The following is a 17002-nucleotide window of genomic DNA, read 5'->3' as shown; positions in this document are numbered from 1 at the left end:
CGTAGGGAATGACAAGGTGGCCCCGTTTCGGGGCCATCTTATCGGCCGCCAAATCATGCAGCGGTTATACAGGCAGCCTCGCATCTGCATTCAGCTTCGTCAGGCCGAACCTTCGCGCAGCCGTCAGCATTGTCTGCCGCCAGCGTCAGCCAGGCCGCAAGTCGTATCAGAAAGCTGTTCCCAGCTTCATTGTAAAAGGCGTCTTCTTCCTTCATCCGGTCGCGTGGCCCAGCGGGCAGCAACAGTCTCGCTTGCTGCCTTCGGCCGCCGATGGCCGCCATCACGAAATAGTCGATCATGGTGATGTCCTTTCATCTTATGGACATCGCTTGATCTACACATCAAAATTCGCTTCTTGAACAGGCTAAATCCCATTATGTTTTTCAGCCATGAAAAACACCAATTGGGATTCCTATCAGCTGTTCCTGCAAGTCGCCCGCACCGGTGGCCTGACAGGCGCAAGTTCTGCCACTTCTCTCAGTCCGGCGACGATTGGCCGTCGCATGCTTGATCTTGAGCAGGAACTCGGCCGCGCGCTGTTCCACCGCAGCCAGACCGGCTATCGCCTGACATCAGATGGACAGACCCTGGTTGATCATCTGCTGGAGATGGAAGCGGCCGCCCGCAAGGTCGAGGCATGGCGGCAATCTGCCGAAGGTGGCACGACGGTGAGGATCGCCGCCGGTACCTGGATCTCCTGGCTGCTGACGGAGAATTTTTCCGCAATCCGCATGCCGGGCGATGCGTTCGGTATCTCCCTGACGATCGGCGAAGCGCGGGCGAACCTGAACTACCGGGAAAGCGATATCGGTATCCGCGCCTTTGAGCCGGAAGAAAGCAATCTCGCCGCCCGCCGGTTGGGCGAGGTCGCCTATGCCGTCTATATTCGCCGCAATGCCAACCAGGACGACATCAGATGGATCGCCGTCAGTGAAGAGGACGCCATCTCCGCCTACCTGCGTTGGCCGTATCAGCATGTCCGATCCGCGATTGTCGCAACCGTCAACCGCCCGCGCTCCCTGCCGGATCTGGTGCGTGCGGGTGCGGGAAAGGCAGTGTTGCCCTGCTTCGTCGGTGATCTCGATCCGGAGCTTGAACGTTGCGGAGGTGAGCTGCCGCAACTCCGGCATCGCCAATGGATCGTCATGAATGCCGAGGATCGTCATCGCCCTGAAATCCGCACGGTTACCGACCGCATGACGAGACTTCTGAAAAGCTATACCGACCTCTTCGCCGGCCGGCGCGCCAGCCGTAGTTAATTGGAAGTGCCCTGCGGCCGACATCCAGGGATTAATGGCCGCATAATAGCGATTGCAGGCCTCGGTTTGCGCGTTTTCGAGACCTGAGGAAAGGGAGGGCCCGCCGGTCCGCGCAGCAGCATCATGGGAGAACAGCGCGGACTTGGCGTTCGGCATCGTCGCCGTCAGCGCATCGAGTAAATTCCTGCCACGACGTCTCGCCAAAAAGCGCGCCGTAGACCAGATCGAACTTCGAGTTTTTTCATGCGGCGAACCGGGCATATGCAGTTCCGTCCGAGGGAATCCTCATTGTGCGGTGACTCCGCTGTGGCGACAACTGGGTCAAAAAGCGTAGGTCCGGCAGACTGTGTGCCGCCGGACCTCTGGCGTCAGCTCCTGTTTGCGACGATGACGGGTATCAGCAGATCGCCCCAGTTTCCTTCACCGCCGTGATGCCGCGCAGAGCGCACCAGCTCGACCGAAACACCGGCCTCGACCGCCGTCATCACTGATTGGTTCAGCCTGTGCAGATCATTGGCGAGCATACGGATTGCCGCTTGCTGATTGTCCGTCATGCTGCTTGCCTGCTCTTCCGTCCGTTCGCGGACGCGTGCAATGGATGCCATGTCACTTCCTCCTCTATTCGGCAGCCGGCTTGAACTGAGCGTGTTCGGTTGATTCTCCCATGGCCGTCGTAGAAGCGCGGCCGCCGGTGATTGCGAGCGACACGGCATCGAAATAGCCGGTGCCGACTTCACGCTGATGCTTGGTGGCGGTATAGCCGCGCGCCTCGGCGGAAAATTCCGCCTGCTGCAGCTCGCAATAGGCTTCCATCTGCCGCTCGCGATAGCCGCTCGCGAGTTCATACATGCCGTAATTCAGCTGGTGGAAACCGGCGAGCGTGATGAACTGGAACTTGTAACCCATGGCGCCGAGCTCGCGCTGGAACCTGGCGATCGTCGCGTCGTCGAGGTTTTTCTTCCAGTTGAAGGACGGTGAGCAATTATAGGCGAGCAGCTTGCCGGGATGCACCTTGTGCACGCCCTCGGCAAAACGGCGCGCCTGCTCCAGGTCCGGCTTCGATGTTTCGCACCAGATGAGGTCGCAATGCGGCGCGTAGGCAACGGCGCGTGCGATGCACGGCTCCAGTCCGTTGCGCACCTGATAGAAGCCTTCGACCGTGCGCCCGGCATCATAGTCGACGAAGGGATGGTCGCGTTCATCGATATCCGAGGTCAGAAGCTTGGCCGCTTCGGCATCGGTGCGGGCAATGACAAGCGTCGGCACGCCCATGATATCGGCCGCAAGCCGCGCCGCGTCCAGATTGCGGATATGAGCGGCAGTCGGAATCAGCACCTTGCCGCCGAGATGGCCGCATTTCTTCTCGGATGCCAGCTGGTCCTCGAAATGAACGCCGGCGGCACCCGCCTCGATATAGGCTTTCATGATCTCGAAGGCATTGAGCGGCCCGCCGAAACCGGCTTCGGCATCGGCGACGATGGGGGCAAACCAGGTTTCGACCGAAAGCTCCTTACCCTCTGCCGTCTCGATCTGGTCGGCGCGCTGCAGGGTGCGGTTGATGCGTTTGGCCAGTTCCGGCCCGGCATTGGCCGGATAAAGCGATTGATCCGGATACATTGATGATGCGGTGTTGGCGTCAGCGGCAACCTGCCAGCCGGAGAGATAGACTGCCTTCAGCCCGGCGCGCACCATCTGCATGGCCTGGTTGCCGGAGAGCGCGCCCAGCGCGTTGACGAAATTCTCCTCATGCAGAAGCTGCCAGAGGCGCTGAGCCCCCATCTCAGCCAAGGTATGCCGCAGCGTTACGGAGCCGCGCAGCCGCTCGACGTCATCAGCGGAATAGGGCCGCTCGATGCCGTCGAAACGGTTAGCCGGTGCATTGCGGATGAGTTTGTAAAAATCAGACATGGCAATCTCCTCATTGACTTCCCACGCTCGAGCGATGATGACAGGATTTACAAATTGGACGAATTGTCCAGAAATCCTTTGATTTCAGAACAGGAAAAAGGTTACGATGAGGAAAATTTACAGGTTTGTTTGTAATTTTGTAAAAATTAGTAAATAACATGATGTAAAGGATGTGACATGCCTGAACGGAAGATATTCGCAGGCCCGAAAGTCAGGCGCATCCGCAACGCGCTGGCGCTGACGCAGACGGCCATGGCCAAGGCGTTGGAAATCTCGCCCTCCTACCTGAACTTGATTGAGCGCAATCAACGCCCCTTGACCGTCCAACTGCTGCTGAAGCTTTCCGCCGCCTACCGCATCGATCTCGATGAACTGCAGGGTGAAACCGCCGGCGGCCTTGGCGAGTTGAAGGAGGTTTTCGCCGATCCGTTGCTATCGGGTGAACTGCCGGGCGACCAGGAGCTTGTCGAGGTGGCCGATGCAGCGCCCAATGCGGCAAGTGGCATGATCAAGCTCTACCGCGCCTACCGCGAACAGGCGGCCCGGCTTTCCGATCTGACAGCCCTGATGGCAGGCGAAGGTCGTGCGCCTGTCGCCACCGGCCGCTTGCCGCTGGACGAGGTCAGGGAAGTGCTGGAGCGCCGCTCCGCCTATTTCGCTGATATCGAGGCGGCGGCAGAACGCTTCACCAACGGACTTGCTGCCGGCACTGGTCTGAAGGATTGGTTGAAGAACGAGCACGGCATCAGCACGCGCATCCTGCCTGTCCATGTCATGCCGGATCTTCGCCGGCGTTTCGACCGTCATTCGATGCGCCTTTTTCTCTCCGAGCGTCTCTCGGCGGCCGATCAGGCACAGGAAATTGCGATTGAAGTGGCTAGGCTTGCCCTGCGGCCCGAGATCGAAGCCGCGCTTGAGGATCTGCCGCTCTCTTCCGACGAGGCGAGGCGCATCGCCCGCTTCGAGGTAACGCGCAGCGCGGGGCTCGCCCTGCTGATGCCTTATGGCGCTTTTTTTCTGGCTGCACAAAACACCCGCTATGACATCGATCTCATTCGCGCTCGTTTTGCCGTTTCCTTCAGCCAGGCTGCGTCACGCCTCGTCATGCTGCAACGTCCCGGCGCTGCTGGCATTCCGTTCTTTCTGATGGAAAGCGATGCTGCGGGCCATGTCATTCGCAGGGCAGGCGCCCTGGGCTTTCCGCAGGCTCGGTTCGGGGGCAACTGTCCGAAGCTCGCTATCCACGCAGCCTTTCAGGAGCCGGGCAGGATATTGGCTGAAACCGTCGCCATGCCGGATGGTTCTGTCTTCTTGACGATTGCACGCACGCTCGAAGGGCCAGTCGCGGAATTCGGTGAAAGGGTGCGGCGCACGGCCCTGCTGCTCGGCTGCGATGCCGCCCTGCGCGACGGTCTGGTCTACGGACGAAGCGATGTCGCGCCGGTCGCGATCGGCCCCGCCTGCCGTCTTTGCGAAAGGCGCGGATGCCTTTCTCGGGCCGAGCCGCCGCTGACGCGTCCACTCGCTCTGGGCGAGACTTCCTCCGGCCTTGGAAGCTTCGATTTTCAGTGATTGTGAAATGATTGACACTGCAGGAATTTACGCTTGTAGGCTCTGAAATTCCTTTCTAATCTGCAGCCAAACCAGAGGGAAGAAGAGGTGTCCGGGCGCGCGATACCTCTGCAGACAGGAGATATTATGAGGTCAAGAATCGCCAACCTGACGGCAGTCGCCGTTGTCGCTCTCCTCGCCGCTGCGCCGGCCTTCGCCCAGGAGCGCGTCGTCAATGTCTACAACTGGTCCGATTATATCGACAATTCGATCCTTGAGGATTTCACTAAGGAAACCGGCATCAAGGTTGTCTACGACACGTTCGATTCCAATGAGACCGTGGAAACTAAGCTGCTCGCCGGCGGCACGGGTTATGACGTCGTCGTCCCGACCGCCGACTTCCTGCAGCGCCAGATCCAGGCCGGCGTCTTCCAGAAGCTCGACAAGTCCAAGCTGCCAAACCTTTCCAACATGTGGGATGTGATCCAGCAGCGCACGGGCGAATATGATCCCGGCAACGAATACGCTGTCGACTACATGTGGGGCACCGATGGTATCGGCTATAACGTCAAGAAGGTCGCCGAAATCCTCGGTCCCGATGTCAAGCCCGGCCTCGAGGTCATCTTCGATCCGAAAGTCGCCGAAAAGTTCAAGGACTGCGGCATCTATGTGCTCGATACGCCGAAGGACGTCATGACGACGGCGCTGCGTTATCTCGGCCTCGACCCGAACTCCACCAAGCCGGAGGATTTCAAGAAGGTCGAGGACCTGCTGACGGCCGTTCGTCCCTATATCCGCAAATTCCACTCCTCCGAATATATCAACGCCCTTGCCAACGGCGACATCTGCATCGCTTTCGGCTATTCCGGCGACATGCTGCAGGCACGCGACCGTGCGTCCGAAGCCAATAACGGCGTCGAGGTGAATTACTCGATCCCGAAGCAGGGCGCACAGATGTGGTTCGACATGATGGCGATCCCTGCCGATTCCAAGCATGTGGCCGAAGCACATGAATTCCTGAATTACATGATGAAGCCGGAAGTCATCGCCAAGGCCAGCGACTTCACCTTCTATGCGAACGGCAACAAGGCCTCACAGCAATTTGTCAGCAAGGACGTGCTGGAAGATCCGGCGGTCTATCCGACGGATGAGGTGATGAAAGGTCTCTTCACGGTGCGGCCGTGGGATCCGAAGACCCAGCGAACTGCGACACGCATCTGGACGAAGGTCGTCACCGGCCAGTAAGTCGATACCAAGCCCGGACGGAAACGTCCGGGCCTTTTAATTCCCGGCCCGGGTGGAGGCCGGCAGAACATTGTATTTCGGGGAATAATATGAAGTCTCTCGGTAATATCCGCCGCGCTTTTGCGCCTTGGACCGATCCGTCTGCAAAACCCTTCATCGCTTTCAAGAATGTCACCAAGCGCTTCGGCAATTTTACCGCCGTCAATGATCTGTCGCTGAACATCTATCATCGCGAATTCTTCGCGCTGCTCGGCGCGTCCGGCTGCGGCAAGTCCACGCTGCTGCGCATGCTCGCCGGCTTTGAACAGCCGACATCAGGCGAGATCGTCCTCGACGGCACCGATCTCGCCGGGACGCCGCCCTACAAGCGGCCGGTCAACATGATGTTTCAGTCCTACGCTCTTTTCCCGCATATGACGGTCGAGAAGAACATCGCTTTCGGGCTGAAGCAGGATGGCATGCCGAAGGATGAGATAGGCGAGCGCGTGTCGCAGATGCTGAAGCTTGTGAAGCTCGAACAGTTCGCCTCTCGCAAGCCGAACCAGCTTTCCGGCGGTCAGCGCCAGCGTGTGGCGCTCGCCCGATCGCTTGCCAAGCGCCCGAAGGTGCTGCTGCTGGACGAGCCGCTTGGTGCGCTCGACAAGAAGCTGCGCGAGGAAACCCAGTTCGAACTGATGGATCTGCAGCAGACTCTCGGCCTCACCTTCGTCGTGGTCACCCACGACCAGGAAGAGGCAATGACCATGGCCGACCGTATCGCCGTCATGAGCCATGGGAAGGTGGTACAGGTGGCGACCCCGGCCGAAATCTACGAGGCGCCGAATTCCCGCTTCGTGGCCGATTTCATCGGCGACGTGAACATCTTCGACGGCAAGGTGACCGCAGCGGCAAATGGGGCTGTCGAGATATCAGTCGAAAGCGGCTTTACGATCCGCACCGCCGCCACCGAAACTCCTACCGTCGGCAACGCGGTCGGTTTCGCCATTCGCCCGGAAAAGATGCGTGTCACGCGCGAGGCGCCCGCAAATGCCTCGGTCAATGCCGCCAAGGGCGAGATCTGGGATATCGCCTATCTCGGCGACATGACTGTCTTCCACATAAAACTGCCAAGCGGAAAATTCGTCAGAGCCTCTTCCCTCAACGCACAGCGCGCCGTCGACGACCCCTTCACCTATGATCAGGAAATCTGGGTCTCCTTCGATGAAGACGGCGGCGTGCTGCTGAAGGATTGAGATCATGGGAACGCTTGCCTCACGCTTCTACAGTCGCCTCGTTATCATCATTCCCTACGCCTGGCTTTTGCTTTTCTTTCTGGCGCCGTTCTTCATCGTCTTCCGCATTTCGTTGTCGACGACGGCAATCGCCATACCGCCTTATGAGCCGGTCTTTTCGCTTGCGGATGGCTGGAGCGGTTTTTGGAGCAAGGTCGCGACCTTCTCCTTCGACAATTACGGTTACCTCATCGACGACCCGCTCTATTTCAAGGCCTATATTTCGAGCCTCGTCATTGCGGCGATTTCGACGTTGCTGATGCTGCTGATCGCCTATCCGATTGCCTATGGCATGGCGCAGGCGCCTCGTACTATCAGGCCGACACTGCTGATGCTTGTCATCCTGCCGTTCTGGACGAGTTTCCTGATCCGCGTCTATTCCTGGATCGCCATCCTGAAACCGGAAGGGCTTCTCAACCAGCTTCTCCTGTCGCTGCACGTCATCGACAGCCCGCTGATTATCCTCAACACCAGCACTGCCGTCTATATCGGCATCGTCTATTCCTATCTGCCCTTCATGGTGCTGCCGCTCTATTCGGCGCTGGAAAAGATGGACGGCACGCTGATCGAAGCGGCCCAGGATCTCGGCTGCACGCCGATCCAGGCCTTCTGGCGCGTCACTTTCCCGCTGTCGATCCCAGGTGTAATTGCCGGCTGCATGCTGGTCTTCATTCCCGCCGTCGGTGAGTTCGTCATCCCCGATCTGCTCGGCGGCTCGCAGACGCTGATGATCGGCAAGACGCTCTGGAACGAATTCAATGCCAACAGAGACTGGCCGGTCTCCTCGGCGGTCGCGACCATCCTGCTGCTGATCCTGGTGATCCCGATCGTCTTCTTCCAGAACATTCAGGCCAAGGCCGAAGAGCGGGGGAAATAAGTCATGCTGAGATGGACCCGTTTCAACATCATCTCCGTCGTGCTTGGCTTTGCCTTCCTCTACCTGCCGATCGTGCTGCTGGTGGTCTTCTCCTTTAACGAGTCGAAACTCGTCACCGTCTGGGGTGGCTTTTCGGCCAAATGGTACATCTCGCTGCTCTCCAATCAGGCGCTGCTTGATGCTGCCTGGGTGACGATCCGCGTTGGCCTGCTGTCGGCGACCTTTGCGACGATCCTCGGCACGATGGCGGCGATCACGCTGGTGCGCTTCACCCGCTTCCGTGGCCGCCTCCTCTTTTCAGGGCTGGTCTATGCGCCGCTCGTCATGCCCGAAGTCATCACTGGCCTGTCGCTGCTGCTGCTTTTCGTTGCCATCGGTCTTGACCGGGGATTCTGGACGATCACGTTGGCTCATACGACGCTGACCATGTGCTTTGTCGCGGTCGTCGTTCAGTCACGGCTTCTGAGCTTCGACCAGTCGATCGAGGAAGCTGCGCAGGATCTCGGCGCACCGCCGGTGCGTACTTTCTTCGAAATCACGCTGCCGATCATTTCGCCGGCGGTCTTTTCTGGCTGGATCCTAGCTTTCACCCTGTCGCTGGACGATCTCGTGATCGCAAGCTTCACGTCCGGTCCGGGTGCAACCACGCTGCCGATGAAGATCTACAGCCAGGTACGTCTCGGCGTGACGCCGGAAATCAACGCGGTCTGCACCATCCTGATTGCCATAGTGACGGCTGGCGTCATCTGCGCATCCGCCATTACCAAGCGCCGCGAAGTGCAGCGTGAGCGCGACGAGCGGGCAGCGGCGGCGACCGCTTAAAGCAATTCCAGAAAAAGTGCGTAGCGGTTTTGCGTCCGGAATTGCGTGGAACAGGAGCGCCAATTCCAGGGATTGCGTACAGCAACCCTAAGGCTGGGTTTTCCCGGGCGCGGTGAGCAGCGGCACCGGCGAAATCACCGGATTCGGCCATGAGCCGCCGATAAAGAAGGGCAGGAGCGGCAGATCGACTGCTCTTGCCGGATCAGTTGCTTCCAGCGAACCGGCGAGAGCAAGCCCGTTCGATTCATAGGTGATGACGCCCGACAGGGCGAGGGTCTGCTCAGAGCCGGCAAAGCGTGCATCATGGATTTCCGCGGTGCCATTGGCAAAATCGGCCTGGAAATCCAGCCTGTTGAAGGCGAATGCGCCGTTTGCAGCGGTGCTTAAAGGGAAAAATGCCTTCTGGGCTGCCTGCGCACGAACCGCAGAGATATCGACGCCGGGAATGGAACCGGCGGAGGTCCAGAACTTCAGCTTCCCCGTGACGTCGGCCAGCCCTGTCGTCCAGATCGCCTTCGGCGTCTGCAGCGAAAGATCAAGCGAGCCGATGGCATGCGGCAGCGGCCCCTTGAGCTGCAATTTCTGTGCAAGTGCGTTGAAGTCCGCGTCGCGAATCGAAAGCTGCAGTTTACCGCCGCCATCGAAGTCACGGCGGGTTGCTTCCAGGTGGGCTGTCATTTCGCCACCCTCGAACTGGCTGTCGCCGATATCGAACCTCGCCTCCTCGCCCGACACGATCACGCTGGCGCCGACATCCGCAAGCGAGAATATCCCCATTTGCGCCTGCCGCGCGGAAAGCCGCACGTCGAGATCAAGGAGTTGCAGCGGTCCGATAGGGCTCGGCTTGAGCAGATCGCCCAGACCACCGGCGGCAAGCCGCAGCGCGAAAGCGTCGAGGAACGGCTTGAGGTTCATCTGATCGAAGGCGAGCGTCCCCCCGATCTTCGGCCGCTTGCCGGGCGCGGCAGTGAAATCCATCGCGCCGGTGGCGCTCGCATCGTTCAGCGCCATACTGAGATTGTTGAAGCGAAAACCATTAGGCGCCGACATCATATCTGACGTCATCGATGCGCTCTTTAGCGTCTCGATTCCCGGCATCGACCTGCCGGACCATTTCAGCAGTGCAGGCACATCTGGAAAGCTGGCGTTGATATTGCCTGATACAGCCGAAAGGCTCACCATGCTGCCGACGCCCTGGAAGCGCGCTGTCATGAGATTCGAGGTAATCGAGGCTTTCATCTCCGCGTTTTTGCCAGCAAAGACCAGCAGCGGCGCAGCTGAGGCGAAGTCGATCTTCAGATCCTGGCCGTTGAAACGGGCAATGAGCACGGCCGAAATCGCTTTCGACAGCTTCGGCCAGGCAATATCGGCCGCGACGCTGTCCAAGTGATAGACATTGCCCGTGAGCGTATCGGTCACCGTCAGTGTCCCATCCTCGACGGTCACGGCGCCGATCTCCGCATCGAGCTTCGGATCGAGAACCTCCGTGCCGTTTTCGTCCTTTACGCCGCTGATCGCTCGGGCCAGAAGGCCGGCATAACTCCAGTCGATCAGTCCATTCTCATCGCGCGTGAGCGCAAGGTTTGGTCGCAGCAGGTGAAATTCATGGAAGCGCGTGCGGCCGCGCAGAGCATCGATCAGGCTGAAATCGGCCGAAAGGCTCTCGATGCGGCCGAGCAGCTTGTCGCCGCTTTTGCGCGGTTGGCGGATGGTGACGTCGTTGAGGGTAATGCGCGGCGTCGGCCAGAATTCGAGGACCGGATTACCTTTGATCTCGGCGTGGTAGCCGGTCCATTTCGACAGAGCATCTTCGATGCCCGAGCGCACGAAGCCGGTTGTGATGAGATAGGGAGCAGCAATCCTGAGTGCGAGGAAGAAGGCAAGCCCGATCAGCAGCGCAATGGTGGAGACACGGGCAAAGGCCGGCAGCCAGCGCGAGGCGGGGCCGATCCTTCTTCGCCATCTGCCTTGTCTTGACGTACCCATGAGCTCCGCCGAATTTCAGCCGGTTACCCGTTATTTCCTGATTTCGCCGGATATATGAAATACCGGGCATATGCAAATCCCCACGCGCGGCGGATCGCGTCGTTGCACACTTTATAATGCAATGCAGCATGATATAACTCGTGCATTGGGGAGGAGATTGAATGCAGGAAAACCAACCGCTTTGGATACCCTCTGAAGATGGAATCGAAAATAGCCCGATCCACGTCTTCATGGAGTACTGCAACGGAGACTTCGGTCTCGCTTTGAAAGGCTTTGAGGATTTGCATGCCTGGTCGCTCGCCGATCGGGAAAATTTCTGGCTGGCCTTGTGGAATTTCTGCGGCGTGAAGGGAGAGCGCGGCGCAGATATACTTGTCGACGGCGACCGCATGCTGAAAGCGCGGTTCTTCCCACAGGCACGCTTGAACTTCGCCGAAAACCTGCTGAGCGGAAGCGGGCAGGGCGACGCCATTATTTTCCGCGGCGAGGACAAGGTCAGGGATCGCTGGTCGTGGGATCGCCTGCGCGCGCTCGTCTCACGGCTCCAGCAGGCCTTTCGCGCGCTCGGTATTGGTGAGGGCGACCGTATTGCCGCCATGATGCCCAATATGCCGGAAACGGTGGCCGCCATGCTGGCGGCAACCTCGATCGGCGCCATCTGGTCGTCTTGTTCTCCCGATTTCGGTGAGCAAGGGGTGCTGGACCGCTTTGGCCAGATTACCCCGAAGCTTTTTATCGCCTGCGATGCCTATTGGTATAATGGCAAGCTGCAGGACGTGAAGTCGAAGGTGGTCGGCGTTGCCCGGAGCCTCGGCGTGCCGACGCTGGTCGTTCATTATGCCGGCAATGCCGAAGACGTGGCGCGCGAAACCGCCGGGGGCAAGACGCTTGCCGAATTCATTGCTCCCTTCGAGGCGAAGCCGATCGAGTTTGTGCAACTGCCGTTCTCCCATCCGGTCTACATCCTGTTTTCCTCAGGCACGACCGGCGTGCCGAAATGCATCGTACATTCGGCCGGCGGCACGCTTCTTCAGCATCTGAAGGAGCATCGCCTGCACTGCAGTCTGCAGCCGGGGGACAAACTTTTCTACTTCACCACCTGCGGCTGGATGATGTGGAACTGGCTGGCGAGTGGCCTTGCCTCCGGTGCCACGCTTTGCCTCTTCGATGGATCTCCCTTCGCACCCGACGGCAACGTGCTCTTCAATTATGCCGCTGAAGAGAAATTCGCGATCTTCGGAACTTCGGCCAAATATATCGACGCCGTACGCAAGAGCGGACTGACGCCGCGCACCAGTCACGATCTGTCGAGCCTGCGATTGATCACCTCCACCGGTTCGCCGCTGTCGCCTGAAGGTTTCACCTTTGTCTATGAAGGCATCAAGGCCGACGTCCAACTTGCGTCGATTTCGGGCGGCACGGATATCGTCTCCTGCTTCGTGCTCGGAAATCCACTGCAGCCGGTCTGGCGCGGCGAAATCCAAGGACCAGGTCTCGGTCTTGCCGTCGATGTCTGGAATGACGAAGGCAAGCCGGTTCGCCAGGAAAAGGGCGAACTGGTGTGCACCAAGGCCTTTCCTTCGATGCCGGTCATGTTCTGGAACGACCCTGATGGCACCAAGTACAGGGCCGCTTATTTCGAGCGCTTCGACAATGTCTGGTGTCATGGCGATTTCGCCGAATGGACCGAACATGGCGGCCTGATCATCCATGGCCGCTCGGATGCGACGCTCAATCCTGGCGGCGTGCGCATCGGCACGGCGGAGATCTACAATCAGGTCGAGCAGATGGAAGAAGTGGCCGAGGCACTCTGCATCGGCCAGGATTGGGATGACGATGTGCGCATCATCCTCTTCGTCCGGCTGTCGCCTGGTATCGCACTGTCAGAGGATCTGGTGAAGGCGATCAAGGCCCGCATTCGCGTCGGCGCATCGCCGCGCCACGTACCGGCCAAGATCATCGCGGTTGCCGATATACCGCGTACGAAGTCCGGCAAGATCGTCGAACTGGCGGTGCGCGAGGTCGTTCATGGCCGGCCGGTGAAAAATCAGGAAGCGCTTGCCAACCCCGAGTCGCTCCAGCTTTTTGCCGGGCTGGATGAGCTAAAGGTCTGACAGCGAAAGCTAAACTACAATTTTTCGCCGTTGATCAATTCCGCGTTCTGGAAACCTTCCGTTAAGAAAGGTTTGTCAAAGGTGAAGCCAACTTGGGGGCCGTACATGAAGAGATGGCCTGGAACCGCGGTTCCCGAAACATGATGTTATCAGGCTAAGCTCTTGTTTCTACCAGCGCTAACTCTCGAAGGCAGCCTTTGGCTGCCTTTTCTTTGAAGCGCAATTCCAGCAAAAGTGTTCAGCGGTTTTGCGTCCGGAACTGCGCTAAAACAGGTACTAGCCGGCCAGAACGCGCTGCGACGGGAAGGTGATTTCCACCAGCGTTCCCTCGTTCGGCGCGGAACTGATCGAGAAGATAGCCCTGTTGGCATCCACCATTGCCTTCGTCAGCGGCAGGCCGAGACCCGTGCCATCGCCGCGATGGCGTGACTGCGTGGAGGAGACTTGCCGGAACGGCTTCATCGCCTGATCGAGCTCGCTGCGTGTCATGCCGATGCCGGTGTCGCGCACCCGCATCGCCACGCTGCCGTTCGCCTCATAGGAGGTGGAAACGACAATCTGTCCGCCTGATGGCGTAAAGCGGATCGCGTTCGACAGGATGTTCAGTGCGATCTGCTTGATCGAGCGCAAGTCGGCAACCACGTCGGGCACAGACTGCGACAGGGCCGTACGGATGATGACCCGCTGGCTGTTCGCCTGCGGCTGTACCAATGCAACGGCTTCCGAGATCGCTTCATTGAGACCGACGGAGGCGAAGTCGAGATCCATCTCGCCCGCCTCGATCTTGGAAATGTCGAGCAGGTCGTTGACGATATCAAGAACGTGTCGGCCCGAACGGCCGATGTCGTTGGCATATTCGATGTAGCGTGGATGGCCGATAGGTCCGAAGCGTTCGCTCGCCATCATGTCGGAAAAACCGATGATGGCATTGAGCGGCGTGCGGATTTCATGGCTGACGCGCGCAAGAAAATCCGTCTTGTGGGCATTGGCGGTTTCGGCTGCACCCTTGGCATTGCGCAATTCCTCTTCGGTGCGCTTCCATTGGGTGATGTCGCGGATGACGGCGCAATAGCCGTTGGATGAGGTCAGGCGACCCATGGTCATGAACAGCGGCACGAAGCCTCCGGCCGCCTCACGGCCGATCACTTCGCGTCCGTCGTTCAGCACGCTTGCCACGCCGTGGCCGGAAAGGCCGTGCAGATAGTCGAGCACCGCCTTCTGACTTTCATGCGCAAACAGCATGACGAAGGGTTTGCCGCGCGTTTCCTGTTCGTCGTAGTTGAAGAGGGCGCTTGCCGAGCGGTTCATGGAGCGGATATCGCCTTCCGTGCCGATGACGACAACGCCGTCGGTTGCCGTTTCCAGGATCGAGCGCAGCTCCTCCACCTCGACCTGCAGCTTGGCGACCTTCTCCACCATTCGGTCGGAGCGCTGATCGAACCGGATAACCTCGCCCTTGCCTTCTTCCCGGGTTTCGACCGGCATCAGCGCGAGCATCAGGGCGTTGGAATCTTCCCAGCGAACCGACTGCAGACGAGCCGTGACCGGCACCAGCCTGTCATCGGCTTTGACGAGCATCATCATGCCTGCGCCGTTTTCGAGGTCGTGGCGTTGCAGTAACGCGTCGATGCCGCCCACTTCGGAGAGGGCTTCGACCGAATCGTAGCCCGTCAGCCGCAGAAATTCCGGATTGCCATGGATCAGCCGGTCGCCGGTATGGATCAGCACGGCAACTGGCAGCAGATCGACGGCGGGCGCCGAAAGTCCGTCCGTCATCTTCACGCGTGGTGGGATGAAGCTGCTTAGAACCTCAATCTGGCTGACCGTCTCTTGCAGACCTTCGGTTACTTCATCTTCGGCTTCCGCTACTGGGATCTCTTCGGTATCCGTGGCAACTTCCGGCTCTGCAGCGGCCTCGAAGATCGTTTCCTGCGACGCTTCGATGACAGGCTTTTCGGTGCCAGCTTCTTCCGCGGCCGGTATCTCCCCTGCGTCAGATTTCGGCGGGACAACCGGCTCTTCGCGGCCCGCACCGAAAGCCTCGAGGCGTTTGGCGATCTCACGGAAATTCGCCTGCTCGGCGGCGGTGAGGCCGTTACTGGCACCGTGAAGCTGCACGATCTTGTCGGTAAAGCGGCGGTTGGGCGTTTCGGAAATGCGCAGCGCCGGCGGCTCGTCCAGTGTGTCGCTGGGCTGCGGCTCTTCTGGCTGCCCGGCAATCTCAGGTTCGAATGCGGATTGATCCTCGACGATAGGTTCCGGGGCTGTCGCCGCTTCCACTTCCGGTACGTCGTCTTCCTCGATATCAGGTTCCGGGTAAACTACTTCTTCGTTTCGCGGCGCAGCTTCGGCAATGACTTCGGGCCGTTGTTCCGGCAGTTGAGGCGCTTGCTGTGCGGCCTCTTCCGGCGCCGGTTCATTGGCCGGACCGAGATAGGAAGTGTCATGGCCGATACCCTCAGGCCCGAGCGTCAGTCCGAGCGCCAGAGGATCTTCCTGAACGTCCGACAGGCGCACGACGCCGAAGCCACGGAAACCATCGAAGTCGCGATTGCGCGTATAGGTCGGCAGGGCGGCCAGATCGACGGGGACGACAAGGCTCGTGCCCTCGATCGGCCAGTAGATCGTCTTGCCGGACCAGGTATCGCGCCGCGCTAAGGCCTCGCTAAGTTTGGCCTCTGGATCAAGATTGAAGAGGGCCGCCACGTCGGAGAAAGCGCTGCCGATGATATTGCTTGCGTGCGGGCCGACAGCCTCGGCAAATTCGTGAGAAACTTCGCTGAACCGACCTTCCGCATCGATCTTCCAGACAAAACGGGTGGCGCGGCTGTTCGGCTTGAAGACGAAGCCGCTTTCCTTCGCGGCGGCTGCCGGTGCTCCGGGCGCGACGGGTGCTGCCGCGAAATTTTCGGCAAGGGAAGTGACCGGCTCAACCCGCTCGGCGGCCGGGGCCTCTGCGCTTGCCTCTACTGTTTTTTCCTCGGGAGCAGACGCATTGGTCGGCTGCTGGATTTCGCCGCTGGCGTCTTCGACGACAGCTGCTTCAGGTTCGGGAATGTCCTGATCTGCTGACGGCTCAGATCGGATTCCAACCGGATCCTCAGTGCCGCCGGTGATTTCCTCCAGCGTCTCCTCGACCTCTTCGATGCCGGAAACTGCGTCGATCGCCTCCGCTTCCGTAAAACCTGCCGCAGGTGCGGCAATATCATGAATTCCATCTGCTGCGGCTTCTGCCCGCACCATTTCCTGCGGCGCAGCCTCTTCTTTACCGGCGGAGGGCTCGATCGTGTCAACATGACCGGTCGCCGTTTCGACGGCGAAGAGAAGATGGAGTGCCGGCTCGTCGTTGAGTTTGCCGACGGCGGCTGGCAAGTTGCCGCGGCCAGTCGCAACCGGTCGCTTCACCAGGCGATCTGGATGCGCGCCGGCAAGTGTGATGAGAGTCCTTGCCGCCTGCTGTGTGATGCCGAGCGAGGCGAAACCTGGCGAAGCGGCAATGACCTCGCCCTCTGCTCCGATCACAGCCATATGCGTATCCGGGTCGTCGAGGCCATGCAGCATCTGTGCCGCATTTGCACCCGCCGTCAGCGGGCGCGTGGAGACCGGAACGGAAAACAGGATGGCCTTCTCGCCCGAAGCGAGACGGATGAGTTCCGACGAGGCAGGCGCCTGCACGCGCTGGAACCCCCTGGCGATGCGGATGATGAAGGTTTTCTGGTCGCCGACATTGCTAAGCTGGCGGGCAGCCGCCTCAAGCTGGCGGAAGGTGATGTCGGCATGGCCGACGCCCTGATCGAGCAGGTCGTAGACCGCCGTATGGCCGAAAAGCTCAGCGCCCGCGCCATTTGCCCAGAGCAGGCGAGAAAGGTCACTCGAGAAGAGAACCATGGCTTCGCCACGCGAGAATCGTTCACGCACCCGCGCATGCACGGCAATGTCGATGAACGGATACTGGACTGCGGGCATGAT

Annotated in this window: 12 protein-coding genes; 7 read left to right on the top strand and 5 right to left on the bottom strand. The window is 59.7% G+C overall.

What is annotated here, in order from left to right:
• Window positions 1–53: 53 nt before the first annotated feature.
• Window positions 54–299 (bottom strand): hypothetical protein, encoded by a 246-nt coding sequence (locus FHX08_RS13860; RefSeq protein WP_132652605.1) that lies wholly within the window; start codon window positions 297–299, stop codon window positions 54–56.
• A 90-nt stretch (window positions 300–389) separates the two neighbouring features.
• On the opposite strand from FHX08_RS13860, the gene FHX08_RS13855 reads away from it, so the two are divergent.
• The gene (locus FHX08_RS13855; protein ID WP_132652604.1) at window positions 390–1259 is read left to right on the top strand and encodes a LysR family transcriptional regulator; all 870 of its coding nucleotides are present in this window, start codon (window positions 390–392) and stop codon (window positions 1257–1259) included.
• Window positions 1260–1627: 368 nt separating this feature from the next.
• Here the strand turns inward: FHX08_RS13855 and FHX08_RS13850 are convergent, their stop codons facing one another.
• Both FHX08_RS13850 and aceA read right to left on the bottom strand, forming a co-directional pair.
• Window positions 1628–1864: a hypothetical protein gene (locus FHX08_RS13850; RefSeq protein ID WP_132652603.1), complete on the bottom strand. Its 237-nt coding sequence runs from the start codon at window positions 1862–1864 to the stop codon at window positions 1628–1630.
• A gap of 13 nt (window positions 1865–1877) precedes the next feature.
• On the bottom strand, window positions 1878–3167 hold the full coding sequence (aceA, locus tag FHX08_RS13845; RefSeq protein ID WP_132652602.1) for an isocitrate lyase: 1290 nt from the start codon (window positions 3165–3167) through the stop codon (window positions 1878–1880).
• A 177-nt stretch (window positions 3168–3344) separates the two neighbouring features.
• Here aceA and FHX08_RS13840 point away from each other — a divergent pair, with 177 nt between their 5' ends.
• The 5 genes from FHX08_RS13840 (at window position 3345) to FHX08_RS13820 (ending at window position 8933) form a co-directional block, all read left to right on the top strand.
• The gene (locus FHX08_RS13840) at window positions 3345–4739 is read left to right on the top strand and encodes a short-chain fatty acyl-CoA regulator family protein (protein WP_184327258.1); all 1395 of its coding nucleotides are present in this window, start codon (window positions 3345–3347) and stop codon (window positions 4737–4739) included.
• A gap of 126 nt (window positions 4740–4865) precedes the next feature.
• Window positions 4866–5963 (top strand): polyamine ABC transporter substrate-binding protein, encoded by a 1098-nt coding sequence (locus FHX08_RS13835; protein WP_132652600.1) that lies wholly within the window; start codon window positions 4866–4868, stop codon window positions 5961–5963.
• Between the two features lie 89 nt (window positions 5964–6052).
• Window positions 6053–7195 carry an ABC transporter ATP-binding protein gene (locus FHX08_RS13830; RefSeq protein WP_132652599.1) on the top strand — a complete coding sequence of 381 codons (1143 nt, stop codon included), beginning with the start codon at window positions 6053–6055 and terminating at the stop codon, window positions 7193–7195.
• A 4-nt stretch (window positions 7196–7199) separates the two neighbouring features.
• Window positions 7200–8111 carry an ABC transporter permease subunit gene (locus tag FHX08_RS13825; protein WP_132652598.1) on the top strand — a complete coding sequence of 304 codons (912 nt, stop codon included), beginning with the start codon at window positions 7200–7202 and terminating at the stop codon, window positions 8109–8111.
• Between the two features lie 3 nt (window positions 8112–8114).
• Complete coding sequence (locus FHX08_RS13820; RefSeq protein WP_132652597.1) at window positions 8115–8933, top strand: ABC transporter permease; 819 nt, start codon at window positions 8115–8117, stop codon at window positions 8931–8933.
• Window positions 8934–9020: 87 nt separating this feature from the next.
• On the opposite strand, the gene FHX08_RS13815 is transcribed toward FHX08_RS13820, so the two are convergent.
• On the bottom strand, window positions 9021–10919 hold the full coding sequence (locus tag FHX08_RS13815) for an AsmA-like C-terminal region-containing protein (protein ID WP_132652596.1): 1899 nt from the start codon (window positions 10917–10919) through the stop codon (window positions 9021–9023).
• A 161-nt stretch (window positions 10920–11080) separates the two neighbouring features.
• Between FHX08_RS13815 and FHX08_RS13810 the strand changes: the two genes are divergently transcribed.
• Complete coding sequence (locus FHX08_RS13810; protein WP_132652595.1) at window positions 11081–13033, top strand: acetoacetate--CoA ligase; 1953 nt, start codon at window positions 11081–11083, stop codon at window positions 13031–13033.
• 276 nt (window positions 13034–13309) lie between these two features.
• Here the strand turns inward: FHX08_RS13810 and FHX08_RS13805 are convergent, their stop codons facing one another.
• Window positions 13310–16999: a PAS domain-containing sensor histidine kinase gene (locus FHX08_RS13805; protein WP_132652594.1), complete on the bottom strand. Its 3690-nt coding sequence runs from the start codon at window positions 16997–16999 to the stop codon at window positions 13310–13312.
• Window positions 17000–17002 lie beyond the last annotated feature (3 nt).

Source organism: Rhizobium sp. BK529, assembly GCF_014194105.1.
Classification (GTDB): Bacteria; Pseudomonadota; Alphaproteobacteria; order Rhizobiales; family Rhizobiaceae; genus Rhizobium.
Note: the sequence above shows the minus strand (reverse complement) of the source record. Positions and strands in the feature narration are given on the sequence as shown.

Excerpts from the sequence above, each read along its gene's own strand:
- aceA (WP_132652602.1), bottom strand. The coding sequence starts at position 3,167 with ATGTCTGATTTTTACAAACTCATCCGCAATGCACCGGCTAACCGTTTC.
- FHX08_RS13855 (WP_132652604.1), top strand. The coding sequence starts at position 390 with ATGAAAAACACCAATTGGGATTCCTATCAGCTGTTCCTGCAAGTCGCC.
- FHX08_RS13820 (WP_132652597.1), top strand. The coding sequence starts at position 8,115 with ATGCTGAGATGGACCCGTTTCAACATCATCTCCGTCGTGCTTGGCTTT.
- FHX08_RS13830 (WP_132652599.1), top strand. The coding sequence starts at position 6,053 with ATGAAGTCTCTCGGTAATATCCGCCGCGCTTTTGCGCCTTGGACCGAT.
- FHX08_RS13850 (WP_132652603.1), bottom strand. The coding sequence starts at position 1,864 with ATGGCATCCATTGCACGCGTCCGCGAACGGACGGAAGAGCAGGCAAGC.
- FHX08_RS13825 (WP_132652598.1), top strand. The coding sequence starts at position 7,200 with ATGGGAACGCTTGCCTCACGCTTCTACAGTCGCCTCGTTATCATCATT.
- FHX08_RS13860 (WP_132652605.1), bottom strand. The coding sequence starts at position 299 with ATGATCGACTATTTCGTGATGGCGGCCATCGGCGGCCGAAGGCAGCAA.
- FHX08_RS13810 (WP_132652595.1), top strand. The coding sequence starts at position 11,081 with ATGCAGGAAAACCAACCGCTTTGGATACCCTCTGAAGATGGAATCGAA.
- FHX08_RS13805 (WP_132652594.1), bottom strand. The coding sequence starts at position 16,999 with ATGCCCGCAGTCCAGTATCCGTTCATCGACATTGCCGTGCATGCGCGG.
- FHX08_RS13840 (WP_184327258.1), top strand. The coding sequence starts at position 3,345 with ATGCCTGAACGGAAGATATTCGCAGGCCCGAAAGTCAGGCGCATCCGC.
- FHX08_RS13835 (WP_132652600.1), top strand. The coding sequence starts at position 4,866 with ATGAGGTCAAGAATCGCCAACCTGACGGCAGTCGCCGTTGTCGCTCTC.
- FHX08_RS13815 (WP_132652596.1), bottom strand. The coding sequence starts at position 10,919 with ATGGGTACGTCAAGACAAGGCAGATGGCGAAGAAGGATCGGCCCCGCC.